Origin of the sequence: Paenibacillus sp. Aloe-11 (assembly GCF_000245715.1) — a bacterium.
Taxonomy (GTDB): Bacteria; Bacillota; Bacilli; order Paenibacillales; family Paenibacillaceae; genus Paenibacillus; species Paenibacillus kribbensis.
On the sequence record NZ_JH601056.1, the window covers coordinates 312210 to 325011 of the forward strand.

At 47.2% G+C, this 12802-nt stretch carries 14 protein-coding genes and 1 tRNA gene; 5 read left to right on the forward strand and 10 right to left on the reverse strand.

The features are described 5' to 3' along the window. A partial coding sequence (aroA, locus tag WG8_RS14950) for a 3-phosphoshikimate 1-carboxyvinyltransferase (protein WP_007431048.1) occupies positions 1 to 1155 on the reverse strand: 1155 nt, incomplete at its 3' end. A 270-nt stretch (positions 1156 to 1425) separates the two neighbouring features. Between aroA and WG8_RS14955 the strand changes: the two genes are divergently transcribed. Further along, a complete protein-coding gene (locus WG8_RS14955) occupies positions 1426 to 1731 on the forward strand; it encodes a rhodanese-like domain-containing protein (RefSeq protein WP_007431049.1) in 306 nt (101 codons plus the stop codon). A 191-nt stretch (positions 1732 to 1922) separates the two neighbouring features. On the opposite strand, the gene gndA is transcribed toward WG8_RS14955, so the two are convergent. Together gndA and WG8_RS14965 are read right to left on the reverse strand one after the other, a co-directional pair. Further along, the gene (gene gndA / locus WG8_RS14960; protein ID WP_007431050.1) at positions 1923 to 3329 is read right to left on the reverse strand and encodes an NADP-dependent phosphogluconate dehydrogenase; all 1407 of its coding nucleotides are present in this window, start codon (positions 3327 to 3329) and stop codon (positions 1923 to 1925) included. A gap of 178 nt (positions 3330 to 3507) precedes the next feature. Further along, the gene (locus WG8_RS14965; RefSeq protein WP_007431051.1) at positions 3508 to 4107 is read right to left on the reverse strand and encodes a hypothetical protein; all 600 of its coding nucleotides are present in this window, start codon (positions 4105 to 4107) and stop codon (positions 3508 to 3510) included. A gap of 280 nt (positions 4108 to 4387) precedes the next feature. Here WG8_RS14965 and WG8_RS14970 point away from each other — a divergent pair, with 280 nt between their 5' ends. Further along, the gene (locus WG8_RS14970; RefSeq protein WP_007431052.1) at positions 4388 to 5020 is read left to right on the forward strand and encodes a DUF1054 domain-containing protein; all 633 of its coding nucleotides are present in this window, start codon (positions 4388 to 4390) and stop codon (positions 5018 to 5020) included. Positions 5021 to 5062: 42 nt separating this feature from the next. On the opposite strand, the gene WG8_RS14975 is transcribed toward WG8_RS14970, so the two are convergent. Further along, positions 5063 to 6349: an MFS transporter gene (locus WG8_RS14975; protein WP_043891168.1), complete on the reverse strand. Its 1287-nt coding sequence runs from the start codon at positions 6347 to 6349 to the stop codon at positions 5063 to 5065. A 186-nt stretch (positions 6350 to 6535) separates the two neighbouring features. On the opposite strand from WG8_RS14975, the gene WG8_RS14980 reads away from it, so the two are divergent. Next, positions 6536 to 8011 carry an aminotransferase class I/II-fold pyridoxal phosphate-dependent enzyme gene (locus WG8_RS14980; protein WP_007431054.1) on the forward strand — a complete coding sequence of 492 codons (1476 nt, stop codon included), beginning with the start codon at positions 6536 to 6538 and terminating at the stop codon, positions 8009 to 8011. Positions 8012 to 8123: 112 nt separating this feature from the next. Here WG8_RS14980 and WG8_RS14985 read toward each other — a convergent pair whose 3' ends face one another. After that, positions 8124 to 8429 (reverse strand): DUF1292 domain-containing protein, encoded by a 306-nt coding sequence (locus tag WG8_RS14985; RefSeq protein ID WP_007431055.1) that lies wholly within the window; start codon positions 8427 to 8429, stop codon positions 8124 to 8126. A 79-nt stretch (positions 8430 to 8508) separates the two neighbouring features. Next, a complete protein-coding gene (locus tag WG8_RS14990) occupies positions 8509 to 9048 on the reverse strand; it encodes a hypothetical protein (RefSeq protein ID WP_043891169.1) in 540 nt (179 codons plus the stop codon). A 219-nt stretch (positions 9049 to 9267) separates the two neighbouring features. On the opposite strand from WG8_RS14990, the gene WG8_RS14995 reads away from it, so the two are divergent. Further along, positions 9268 to 10029, forward strand: coding sequence for an MBL fold metallo-hydrolase (locus tag WG8_RS14995; protein WP_007431057.1), 762 nt, complete (start codon positions 9268 to 9270; stop codon positions 10027 to 10029). A 121-nt stretch (positions 10030 to 10150) separates the two neighbouring features. On the opposite strand, the gene WG8_RS15000 is transcribed toward WG8_RS14995, so the two are convergent. After that, complete coding sequence (locus WG8_RS15000; RefSeq protein ID WP_007431058.1) at positions 10151 to 10387, reverse strand: DUF3892 domain-containing protein; 237 nt, start codon at positions 10385 to 10387, stop codon at positions 10151 to 10153. Between the two features lie 87 nt (positions 10388 to 10474). Further along, a complete protein-coding gene (locus WG8_RS15005) occupies positions 10475 to 10918 on the reverse strand; it encodes a GNAT family N-acetyltransferase (protein WP_007431059.1) in 444 nt (147 codons plus the stop codon). Between the two features lie 138 nt (positions 10919 to 11056). Here WG8_RS15005 and WG8_RS15010 point away from each other — a divergent pair. Then, positions 11057 to 11128, forward strand: a tRNA-Val gene (locus tag WG8_RS15010). A 214-nt stretch (positions 11129 to 11342) separates the two neighbouring features. On the opposite strand, the gene nirD is transcribed toward WG8_RS15010, so the two are convergent. Next, a complete protein-coding gene (gene nirD, locus WG8_RS15015; protein ID WP_007431060.1) occupies positions 11343 to 11675 on the reverse strand; it encodes a nitrite reductase small subunit NirD in 333 nt (110 codons plus the stop codon). Between the two features lie 13 nt (positions 11676 to 11688). Beyond that, a partial coding sequence (locus tag WG8_RS28510) for a (2Fe-2S)-binding protein (RefSeq protein WP_007431061.1) occupies positions 11689 to 12802 on the reverse strand: 1114 nt, incomplete at its 5' end.

Sequence of the window (12802 nt, forward strand, 5' to 3'; positions counted from 1 at the left end):
GACACGGTGATCAAAGTGCGCGTTAATTTCAACGCCTCCTTCGACACCCTCCGGTCTGCCATGGACGATGATCTCCGCTTGACGTTCTTCTACGCGAGCTCCGGCCTTGCTCAGCTCATTCAAATAATCGGTGATCCGGTCACATTCCTTGTACCGTAAATTTTCCACATTATAAAAACGAGACGTGCCTTCAGCAAATACAGCCGCAGCTACCATTGCAAGCACAGCGTCTGTCGCGGCATCTCCGTCAAACTCGATGGCCTTCAATCGGCCGTTCCCCTTTACGACAACGGTATCGTTCTCGTGCGTCAGCGGTACTTCCATCATACGCAGCACATCTACAATAGCACGTTCTCCCTGCTTGCTCTGCTCTTTTAGCCGATGGATGGTGACATCGGAATTTGTTACTGCAGCAGCAGCCAGCACTGCCGCACTCCCCGGATAATCCCCCTGTACAGTATACGTACGTGGCTGATAGGATTGTCGGCCAGGTACACGGAAAGACATGTAATCATCGCTTGCATGAATGACAATGCCAGCCTCCTGCAATACCTCCAGTGTCTGCCCAACGACCACCTTGGATTTCAAATCATGCAGCACTTCGATTTCGCTGTCTTCCTCCAATAATGGTGTAAGGAATAGCAACGCGCTCAAATATTGTGAGCTAACCGAGCCGGACACCTGAATTTTGCCGCCCTTAGCTTGACCACCCTGGATACGAATCGGCAACTTACCTTCGCGATGGTCCACCTTCACACCCAACTGGACCAGCGCATCGATGAGATCGTCATGCGGGCGTTTACCCAATGAGTCAGGATATGTATTAACGAAAGTAACATCCGGGCATAAGGATGCAATTGCCATCAAAAAACGAAGCACCGCTCCAGCATTTCCCACATTTAGTTCCTTCACGGAGCGAGGATGGCTGCCAAAGCCTGTAATAACTATCTTCTCGTCATCCTCCTCCAGCACTGCGCCCAGATCGGAGATACAACGACGCATGGCATCACTGTCTTCGCTATGGGCTGGATAATAAATGGTGCTTTTTCCATCCGCGAGTGCCGCTGTGAGCAGATAACGAGTAGTGTAGTTTTTGGAGGACAAGGCCCCAATCTCTCCCTGCAAGGAAGGAGTAGGTCTAACGATAACATCCATATTGTACATGCTCCTTTTCGATTCAAACCATCCTAGTTTACATTAATTATACAAGCTGTAGCATTCATTTCTCCACCAAAAAAATATATAATATTCATCTAGATCTGGCGGAGTTTAATCCAGCAAGTTGATTAGTCTTCATCTGTATTTAGGTTTAGCCTAATTGACAGCTAAGAGACAGCTTCGCTATCATACATAGAGAGTGTGATATTTCGCACACAATAATAACACAACGCAGTACCCATTTCACATCGGAAAAGAGGTCCAGCCATGACGCAAATCGCCCTGATTGAACCTTCTGAGCTTCGCGCACGCCTGCAAGCAGGAGAACAACTGCAAATGATCGACGTCCGCGAGGCGGAAGAAGTAGCGGAAGGCATGATTGAAGGTGCCAAGCACATTCCGCTCGGACAGCTTCCGGGCCGTCTTGAGGAAATTGAACGTACCGGTGAAATCATCTTTATTTGCCGGAGCGGTTATCGCAGCGAGCGGGCCTGCGAATATTTGCAGCAGCTCGGTTATGAAGGCTGTACTAACATGACCGGCGGCATGCTGCAATGGTCACAAGAACAGTAAAAAGCTTAAACGCGGTAACGCATTAAAATCTGTTCTTATCATACCACAGCGTTAAAAGGTTACACAATCCTCTCCACATGATCCCCTTTGACGCGCACATCAAAAAACGGAAGCTTCTTTTACCCGGTCGGGCCAAAAAAGCTTCCGTTTTATTTTATACTGCTATCCTTGTATATCCACCAAACCGTTCATTAGAACCATTGGTGATGGAATACGCCTTCTTTGTCCACACGTTTGAACGTATGTGCACCAAAGTAGTCACGTTGCGCTTGCAGCAGGTTTGCTGGCAAACGTTCAGTGCGGTAGCTGTCATAGTATGCAAGCGCACTGGAGAATCCAGGCACCGGAATACCTTGAGATACAGCCACAGAAATCACCTGACGCCATGCATTTTGGTAATTTTCTACTACGTTTTTGAAGTAGGAATCCAGCAACAGGTTTTTCAGGGCAGGATCACGGTCATAGGCATCCTTGATGTTTTGCAGGAATTGCGAACGGATAATGCAACCGCCACGGAAGATCATGGCGATATTTCCGTATTTCAAATCCCAATTGTATTCATCGGAAGCTGCGCGCATTTGAGCGAAGCCTTGGGCATAAGACACGATTTTACTTGCAAACAGTGCTTTACGTACATTTTCGATAAATTCTTTTTTGTCGCCGCTGAAGGATTCAACAGTAGGACCACTCAGCACTTTGCTTGCAGCAATACGCTCGTCTTTCATGGCAGACAGGAAACGGGAGAATACGGATTCGGTAATCATGGACAGAGGCACACCCAGATCCAGCGCGCTTTGGCTTGTCCATTTACCTGTACCTTTTTGACCTGCGGCATCCAGAATCACATCTACCATTGGTTTGCCTGTTTCAGGATCATATTTGGAGAAAATGTCAGCCGTAATTTCGATCAGATAGCTGTCCAGTTCGCCTTTATTCCATTCCGTAAAGATTTCATGCAGTTCTTCCGCGCTCACGTTCAGGACAGATTTCAACAGGTGATAAGCTTCACCAATCAATTGCATGTCACCATACTCGATACCGTTATGCACCATTTTTACATAGTGACCAGCACCGTCAGGACCGATATATGTACAGCATGGGTCGCCATCCACTTTAGCAGAAATTGCCGTCAGAATAGGCTCCACCAGTTTGTAGGCACTCTCTTGCCCACCCGGCATGATGGCAGGACCGTTCAAGGCACCTTCTTCACCACCGGATACGCCTGTACCAATAAAGCGAAGTCCTTTTTCCTCCAGCTCCTTGCTGCGGCGCTGTGTATCAGGGAAGTAGGCATTGCCTCCGTCTATAATAATGTCGCCCTTGTCCAGATGAGGCACAAGCTGTTCAATCGTGGCATCTGTTGCTTTACCCGCTTGAACCATGATCAGGATTTTACGGGGCGATTCCAGTGAGTTCACAAATTCTTCAATGGAGAAAGTACCCGTCAGTTTTTTACCTTCTGCTTCTTTGAGAAGATCATGCGTTTTTTCTGGAGAGCGGTTAAAAACCGAGACTGTGAAGCCTCTGCTCTCAATATTAAGGGCCAAATTCTTACCCATTACCGCCAGGCCGATCACACCAATCTGCTGTTTTGCCATCTGGTTCCTCATCCTTTGCAACATATTTTTTATTCTATATCGCCGCTTTACCGCATTACACTTTATGTGAATCGGAACACGCGCACTTCTATTTTAACGTTTTTGGTGTCAGAAGTGAACCCCTGTCTATTCGCAGAGCAAAACACCCCATTTTCATGAGGTGTTCAGATGTAAAGTACTACGCTTCCATCATCAGCAATTGACGGGATAGCGTTTGCAGGCGTTCCTGGCATTTCCCTGCTTTCGCCGTATTTCCCTCGCCCATCGCCATAAACAGCTTCTCCAACACATCATCTACTTCCATTTTGAGCAACAGCAACCGGGTTTCGCCTTCATTGGAGGTGTACATATCCTCCATTTCCTGTACGGACAGCACCGGTCCCTTCTGATAAATAACACGCTGCTTAAAGCCGGTTACCTCGACCAGACGAATGACCTCGCCGAACAAAATATTTTCCACTAAAATATGATGGTCCTTGACTCTTTTGACAATGGCATGACCTCGGGTGCTTCCAATCAGCTTCTCCAGCCACTCGGCCAGCTTGGCGTCGCGGATCACATAATCTCCAGCCAACTTGTAATGCCCTGTGCGCAATTGTTGAAAACGGAGCTTCACCAGCTTGCGCCCGGTTCTCACCGACAAAACCAGATACGACTCATCCTCGCTCCAGTACAGCGAATACCCTTCCGATATCAAATCCTTGATCAGATTATGGATATGCCGACGGCTAAACCGGAGCTCTAGATTACAATATTCTACCTCACAGCCCTTGTTCACGGCATTCCCTCCTTTTTCAAGTCCGATTCAAGAAGTCCGGCTACAGCAGCCTGCGGCTTTCCCGCTTGATCTTCCTTTGCTCTATTTTATACTTCATTTTATGTAAGGGTACTTGGTTATTTGACCTATTTTTATGAGTAACAGCGCACAATCCTACTTTTGCCTTATATGCTTGTACCGAGGCTGGTCTAAAGTCGGTCAAGCCCACGAGCATTATGCTATAATCGGACATAGTACGCCAAACGATATGGCTTACCCCAGAGATACAGGAGGAAACGGAATGACATTCAGTGGATTTACCGCAAAGGATTTTGAGGTTTTTGAAGTACCGGGGCTGGAGCCTCGCATGGAGGTGCTAGTTCAGCAGCTTCGGCCCAAGCTGGAGGCAATTGGCGAGGAGTTAGCCCCGTTCCTGACAGAATTATGTGGCGAGCCTATGCACGTTCACGTTGCCAAACATGCACGACGCAAGGTCAATCCCCCGATAGATACTTGGGTAGCCTGGGCAGCAAATAAGCGCGGATATAAGGCCTTGCCGCATTTCGAGGTAGGTATGTTTGCTTCCCATATTTTCGTCATATTCGCAGTCATTTATGAAAGTCCGAATAAAATCACGTTTGCACAGGCGCTTGAAGCCAACCTGAGCGATGTACGTTCCAACATACCGGGGCATTTTTACTGGTCCATGGACCACATGAATCCAGAAGGCACAGAGCAGCAACAAATGGACACGCAAGAGTTTCAAACCATCATTAACAAGCTGCAGCAGGTGAAAAAAGCCGAAATCATGTGTGGGCTCCGTATTGATCGAAATGACCCTCTGTCCAGTGACGGAGCAGCCCTGCTGCAGACGGTACGTTCCACCTTTGAGTATTTGCTGCCACTGTACCGGATGGCGTTTCCGAAAGAATAACTTCTGATAAATGCAGCCCTGATCCGCTTTTAAGAGCACAGTTCAGGCCTTAACAACAGTTTTTCTACGCGGACGACGCGCCAGAGCCAAATGGCAGCCGAACATAAGCAGCATCACGACACCACTGATAATAAATGGGGCTGTGTGACCTGCACGGTCCCATAGCACTCCTGACACGAGCGGACCGATAACCATACCCGAGCCTTGGAGCGTTAGAAAAAAGCCCCATACTGTTGCTCGTTCGCTTTCCGGGATCAGTTTGGCTAGAAATGTATTCCATGCAGGCAAAATGAGAGCATATCCCAAACCAATAAGCGCTACGGCTACGAACACAAACGGAATAGATCGGACGGTTGAGAAGAAAAACAACGTGATGCCGGCAAGCAAAAAGCCAATATGCAGAAAATACTCCGTTCCAAGTCGATCAACCAGCTTACCGCACGGAATCAGTGCCAGCACAGTCACCCCACCACCTGCAATCAAAAGTACGCTGTACAGGTTCGGTGAAATTCCGAGGTCCGTTCGTGCGTACAGCGTCAGTACCGGGCTGATCAGACCGATGACAAATGACTGTAAAAACAGAGCCGGATAAATAAGTGGATTGACGTTTAGCTTTGTTTTGAGCGTGCTGATCGTTTCCTTGATTCCTTTCCATAGTTGCTGCTTCTGCTTGATGGCCCTACCGGAAGACACTGCAGCACTTCGCTCGGGTTCTCCTCTATCCGTTGATTTGTTCGATCCGGGCAGCATGAGGGCAACCAGCAACAATACAATGCTGCATCCTATCAAAATCATGAACACCATTCCGTAAGAATGCCCATAATATGACATAGCAAAGTTCATAACAAGCGGCCCGAGCCCCGTCCCACCCATGGACGCAATTTCCAATGTTCCCATCGCTGTGCCGTTGCTGTTATTAGGTCCAGACATTTCGGTCGTTCCAGTCATGACACAAGGCCAGAGCGGAGAGGTGCCAAGTCCGAGCAGCAGACATGCTGCCACGAGCCACACAGGCTCCCTGAGCACGCTTAGCATAATGATCGCTACAAGTGTAAATAACAGCGCGGTCGACATCGTTCCACGGTAGCCGAGCCGTTCGGCCATCCAGCCTGCCGGCGCCCGAAACGCATTGTCGCCAAAATATTGAAGCGAAAAGGCCAAACCAATAATGCCCGCTGACAGCCCAAGTGTTTCCCCCATATATACCGGCAGGATGGCCACCAGTAGAGAACCTTTCATAAATTCGACCAAAAATACCAGCACCCATAATTGCGCAAAAAAAGGAGACCACAGCCGTCGTGGAGCTTTTTCCTGTCCAATTTGCCTCATCCGTCCCACATCCTCACCTTCGTTTTTTGAGTTATCAAGTCCAGGTTCTTCCACTACTCCACTTTTCCACAAATAAATGCATCCTTAACCGCTTGCATTCCTACTTCAAACTGCTATACTCAATTTTGTTCTATTATCAATTGCACAGGATTGTCGAATCCTGCATGAAAGGTTGTGACAACACTAATGAATCAAAGCAACACCCCGCTTTTTACTGCTTTGAAAAAGCATGCTCAGAGCAACCCGGTTCAATTTCACATCCCAGGTCATAAAAAGGGAGTGGGAGCAGATCCGGAATTTCGCGAATTTATGGGGGATAATGCCTTTTCCATAGATATGATCAACATCGCTCCATTGGACGATCTGCATCAGCCGTCAGGCGTCATCGAAGAAGCTCAAAAGCTTGCAGCAGAAGCCTTCGGAGCTGATTATACTTATTACAGTGTACAGGGAACAAGTGGAGCCATCATCACTATGATTATGTCCATTTGCTTGCCGGGTGATAAAATTATTGTACCCCGAAATATACACAAATCCATAATGTCTGCCATTATCTTTGCTGGTGCAAAGCCGGTATTCATATCTCCAGTCAGTGATGAGAATCTTGGTATTCACCACGGGGTTACAACCAAGTCCGTACGCCGGGCATTGGAACGTCACCCTGACGCCAAAGGCGTCCTTGTCATCAACCCGACATATTACGGTGTGTGCGCCGATCTGAAGGAAATTGTTGATCTCGCTCACAGCTATAATGTGCCGGTCCTGGTCGATGAGGCTCACGGTGTACTGATTCATTTTCATACTGATCTGCCGATGTCCGCCATGGAGGCGGGAGCAGACATGTCAGCTACCAGTGTTCACAAGCTGGGTGGTTCCCTGACCCAAAGCTCGATTCTGAATGTGAATACAAAGAACGGATACATTAATCCGCAGCGTGTACAAACTATTTTCAGTATGCTGACGACGACATCCACTTCGTATATTCTGCTGGCTTCGTTGGACACATCCCGACGTAATCTGGCGCTTAACGGCCATGAAATAGCTCAACGCGCTCTGGATCTGGCTGAATATTGCCGGGCAGAGGTCAACAAGATTGAAGGGCTGTATTGCTTTGGGAGTGAGATTCTTGGCACTGAAGCTACCTATGATTATGATCCAACCAAAATTACGATTCATATCCGCCACTTGGGCCTTACCGGATACGATGTGGAAAATTGGTTGAGAGATCACTACAATATCGAGGTTGAGCTTAGCGATATGTACAATATTCTCTGTCTGGTGACCCCCGGGGATACCAAAGAGGATGTTGAGATTTTATTGAAAGCTCTGCGCGAGCTGGCTTCTATACATTATTCTACAGGTCAGCAGCATGAGCTGATTGTAAAAATACCGGATATCCCGCAGCTCTCCCTCATTCCGAGAGACGCTTTTTACGGAGATACGGAAGTAGTTCCATTCAAGGAATCGGCTGGTCGTATTATTGCGGAGTTTATTTATGTATATCCACCGGGTATTCCGATCTTGCTGCCGGGAGAAGTGATTTCGCAGGACAATATTGATTATATTGTCGATCATGTGGAAGTAGGCCTGCCTGTTAAAGGGCCTGAGGATCGAACGGTACATCAGGTGAAGGTTATCGTCGAAACGGACGCCATTTCATAATGCCGATCTGAGAGCCCGTGCATGCAATACATGTTGATAGTCAACAAAAAAAGCCCCCATTCGGGGGCTTTTTAATGTCTTGAAGAGCTTCTAACAGCTGCTGTATCCAATTCTATTCGTATTGGGCAACAAGCTCGCTATATGCAGCTTCTACACGTTTCCATTCATCTTCGTCCTCAATATTGTAAAGCACCATTTCTTCGTTTTCTTCTTCCATACGAAGAATAATGCCATCCGCTTCAGGATTGCCTCGCTCCAGCAGAAGGGCGTAAACGTGATCTTCTACGTCAAAGGTCTCTACCAGCACCATTTCTACATCTTTACCATTTTCATCAGTTAGCGTAAGAACCATTTCTTCATGTTCGTGGTCATGATCGTGGTTGCAGGCTTCACCGTGTTCATGTTTGTGATCACTCATGGAAATACCTACCTTCAAATTGTTTTATTTTCCCTCGTATCGTAACATGATCAAGGATGCAGGTCAATTTGGGGTATGCCTAATTTATCGCTGTAATGACTTTTTCGGACACTAATGTATAGCTGCTGTCTTTGCTTTCTTTAATATAAAAACCGACACGGTAATTCCCTGCTGTTTTGAAATCATACGTAAAGTCACTGGTACGGAACCAAAAGTTATCCTTTTGTTCTCCTTTGATATCCTGGGACTGAATATCCTTTACATTGCCCGAAGGGTCGGTGATCGCTACCTTCACTCCGGAGATATCCGTTTTCAAGGTATCAATTTGACTAAATACATTGAATTTCACCTTGTTGCCTTTATTCACGTTACCAAACACAGTATCCCCCTTGAATAGGAACATATGCACGTTAGGCTGGTCGAAAACAACTTTCCCGCCAGATGGATCAAAATTTACAATTCCGTTAAAATCGCGAATGGGCACATACGTTTTACCATCAATGACAACCGCGCCATCCTTCGACACTTCTCCATTAATAATCAGTTGCACTTGGTCCTTGGCGGATTCCGCCGAAATGACGGTCCCTCCCATTATCGAAAAGGCCATCATTAGGGCCATCACTTTTCTGAATTTAACCACCACTTATCCCTCCATCGTTATCTGTTAAAAACCTGTCGTTGTACATTTATACCTAGCTCAGCCCCACAAGTTGCGCTGCACTCCACAAATTGTCCAAAATTTTCACATAGGCTGCCAAATCCTTTAGTTCCAGATGTATAGATGATAAAATACGACTGTAAAAGGTCCTATACACATAGCCTGGAGGGTGAGCCTAAAATGAGCCTGACGATACAAATGCTAGGGACAGGCAGTGCCTTTGCTAAGCATTATTACAACAACAACGCGCTGCTGGATAGCGGAGAAGGGAAACTGCTGATTGATTGCGGAACTACCGCTTCTCTGGCTCTGCACCAAATGGGCGTTCCTTTATCTGAAATTGACGCTATCTTAATCACCCATATTCACGCGGATCATGTCGGAGGTCTGGAGGAATTCGGCTTCCAGATGAACATTCTCCACCGTCGCAAGCCTGTACTTTATATCGCTGAACCACTAATCCATCCACTATGGGAACACACACTCAAAGGCGGTATGTCACAGCAAGGCATGATTGATAGGCTCGAAGATGTTTTTGAGGTAAATGTACTAACACCTGGTAAATCTGCTGTTTTAGTATCTGGTATCCAGGTGGAGCTCATCCCTACGCAACATATTCCCGGTAAAAACAGCTACTCGCTATTCATTAATGACCGTCTTTTTTATAGTGCGGATATGATTTTTGATCCTGATTTGCTTTATCACCTGGTGTATGAGCGAGGATGTCAGAGTATTCTGCATGAGGTTCAGCTGCAAGGTGCGGGAGAAGTTCATACGACACTGGACGAGCTGCTAAGCCTGCCACAACCTCTTCAAGAGCGTATTCACCTGATGCACTACAGCGATGATATGGAACAATTTCGGGAGAAGGCAGGGGTCATGCCCTTTCTGGAGCAGCAACGCAAGTATCCCCTTACCGAACTGGAATGTGCAAAGCAATAATGCCAATTATGGTCGAAGTGAATAACAAAAAGCCGCCAAGCCTTCCTACAAAGGATAGCTGGCGGCTTCCATATATTTTTGCGTTTGATAGTAGACTTAAGTTTTAGTGTTAAACCCCGGGTCAGAACAACGGCAGCTGATCCAGATTATTGGTAGGATCCCCATCGGCATCTCCGCGAATTCGTTTGCTTCCATCCTTTGCCTTGAACACATTTACGCCTGCAATTGAGCCTGCTTCAATCTCATTTAGTGCCTGATTGTAATCCAGAATTCGCCCGGTGGACGTCTGAAAAGACGTAAGATCGCCATCCCCGTTTTTGCGTACCGCCGTAATCTGTTCCCGTTCTGTATTTGCCATGCTGCATCGCTCCTTAGCCATAGTATAGTGGAGGAACTCTCATTAGCATGGACTCTGTACAGAATTTTATGCATCTAGCACGATCGTTTACAGCTTTTTGCGCATACGTACGTGCGGGATTCCGGCATCGTCAAAAGGTTCATCGGATATCGTCTCATATCCGAGCTTTTCATAAAACTTTTCAGCTTGGCATTGGGCATCCAACAGTGAGTATCTTAGCCCCAGCTCACGTGCGCGTTCTTCCAGTGCCAGTAGCAATACACGCCCATAACCCGCCGCACGATACTCCTTAAGCACGGCAATACGCTGCATTTTAGCAGTATCTTCTTCATAATACGTCAGTCGACCAGTAGCCACCATTTCACCATGGTCACAAATTAGCAAATGATGAACAGCATCTCCCAACTTGTCATAGTGATCAAGCTCCAGTTCAAGAGGCACCTTTTGCTCCTCGACAAACACTTTGGTACGGATCGATATCGCTTCCTGTAGCTGTTCCTCTGTCGTTACACTGATAATTTCTGCGGCCATTCTCTGCTCCCCCTATCACCAATCCAATTGACAAACCTGGTAAATTTGAATTATATATAAAAATGGCGACAAAATTCAAGTATCTTTATTTTTTTGCTTTACATATATGGTTAATACATGATATTATCTAGTAACCGCAGGACGGTAGCTCAGCGGGAGAGCATTATCTTGACAGGGTAAGGGTCATGGGTTCGATCCCCATCCGTCCTATACGCGAAAAGCCTTGATGATCAAGGCTTTTTTTGTTTGTTTAGGGATTAATTGCGAATTTTCTTAGGAAATCTTCATTCATTATACTTAGAAGATAAAAAGCCGACCTAAAAATAGGATCGGCTTTTGTGCGTATCAGTTTATCATTATAGCTGCTCTATATTATAGAAGAAATATATTTAATAAGGTATTGAAGCACCTTATACACAGAACCCTAGATTACGATATAAACAGCTCCGCTTTCACGATCAATCTCTGTCGGAAAAGCAGTCACACAACCGGTATCCGGTTCTTGCACCTGACCGCTGGACAGGTCAATTTTCCAGTCATGGAGCGGGCAATGGACTGCTGAGCCACATATCATTCCTTCGGATAGGCGTCCACCTTTATGCGGACAACGGTTTTCAAGCGCATGAACGCTTCCGTCGCTCAGGCGAAATAGGGCTACCTCTATATTGCGAATACGAACTGTACGGGCTCCCCGTAGATCAATATCGCTCAGATTGGCTACTCTGATTCTGCTGGTTGTTGTCGTGTTGATCTCCATTTTCTTCGGCCCCCTATTCCATTACTGAATTTAGCTCCGGTAGCTGCACAAAGTTTTTGAGCAGCTCTTTGTCATGGATGATTTCGCGCCAAGGATCAGTCGTCGCGCTCAGCGTCTCCTCAATTCTGCCTACCAATTCCTGTCTCGTCTCCGCATTCGCAAGCGCCTGCTTGATGGCTTCCAGTCCAACACGCTCTACCCAATGAGCTGTGCGCTCGCCCCAATTGGCTTGCTCGCGGTAATACTGCAGATAGGCGCCAGTCCATTCCATTACTTCATCCTCTGTTTTCACGGTGCAAAGCAGTTCAGACGCCCGCACCTTAATGCCGCCATTACCGCCAACGTAAATCCCCCAGCCACCATCGATAGCGACGACGCCTAAATCCTTAATCGTCGCTTCGGCGCAGTTGCGCGGACAACCGGATACAGCCAGTTTAACCTTGGCCGGGGCATTCATGCGCTCAAACGCCTTTTCCAGCCGGACCCCCATTCCCATCGCATCCTGAGTGCCGAAACGGCAAAAGGTGTTGCCGACACATGTCTTAACCGTTCGCAGTGTTTTCCCATAGGCATGCCCGGACGGCATGTCTAACTCGGACCAGATACCTGGCAAATCCTCTTTTTTCACACCTAGCAGGTCAAGACGCTGTCCACCCGTAAATTTCACCAAAGGCACATTATATTTCTCCGCGACAGTAGCAATTTTCTTCAGATCGGCAGGTGAAGTAACTCCTCCATAAATGCGGGGCACAACAGAATAGGTACCGTCTTTCTGGATGTTGGCATGGTATCTTTCATTCGTGAATCTGGATTCCTTCTCATCCTCGTAATTCAGAGGCCACACCATGCCCAGATAATAATTGAGGGCCGGTCGGCATTTGGTACACCCTTCAGGTTCGCTCCAGCCCAGCACGCTCATCACTTCTTTGACGCTCTTCAATCCCATTTCCCGGATGCTACCAATAATCGCTTCCCGGTCAAGCGTTGTGCAACCGCAAATGCCTTCTTTAACCAGTTCTCCTGTTTCAGCGCCTGTATACAGCTGCAATAGACCCTCCACTAATGGCTTGCAGCCCCCGCATGATGCGGATGCCTTCGTGCAGGCCTTAATCTCTCCAAGGCTCCGG

What these genes read in the sequence shown, in the direction of transcription:
- WG8_RS14955 (WP_007431049.1), top strand. Translation starts at nt 1,426, where the DNA reads ATGACGCAAATCGCCCTGATTGAACCTTCTGAGCTTCGCGCACGCCTG.
- gndA (WP_007431050.1), bottom strand. Translation starts at nt 3,329, where the DNA reads ATGGCAAAACAGCAGATTGGTGTGATCGGCCTGGCGGTAATGGGTAAG.
- WG8_RS14970 (WP_007431052.1), top strand. Translation starts at nt 4,388, where the DNA reads ATGACATTCAGTGGATTTACCGCAAAGGATTTTGAGGTTTTTGAAGTA.
- WG8_RS14975 (WP_043891168.1), bottom strand. Translation starts at nt 6,349, where the DNA reads ATGAGGCAAATTGGACAGGAAAAAGCTCCACGACGGCTGTGGTCTCCT.
- WG8_RS14980 (WP_007431054.1), top strand. Translation starts at nt 6,536, where the DNA reads ATGAATCAAAGCAACACCCCGCTTTTTACTGCTTTGAAAAAGCATGCT.
- WG8_RS14985 (WP_007431055.1), bottom strand. Translation starts at nt 8,429, where the DNA reads ATGAGTGATCACAAACATGAACACGGTGAAGCCTGCAACCACGATCAT.
- WG8_RS14990 (WP_043891169.1), bottom strand. Translation starts at nt 9,048, where the DNA reads ATGGCCCTAATGATGGCCTTTTCGATAATGGGAGGGACCGTCATTTCG.
- WG8_RS14995 (WP_007431057.1), top strand. Translation starts at nt 9,268, where the DNA reads ATGAGCCTGACGATACAAATGCTAGGGACAGGCAGTGCCTTTGCTAAG.
- WG8_RS15000 (WP_007431058.1), bottom strand. Translation starts at nt 10,387, where the DNA reads ATGGCAAATACAGAACGGGAACAGATTACGGCGGTACGCAAAAACGGG.
- WG8_RS15005 (WP_007431059.1), bottom strand. Translation starts at nt 10,918, where the DNA reads ATGGCCGCAGAAATTATCAGTGTAACGACAGAGGAACAGCTACAGGAA.
- nirD (WP_007431060.1), bottom strand. Translation starts at nt 11,675, where the DNA reads ATGGAGATCAACACGACAACAACCAGCAGAATCAGAGTAGCCAATCTG.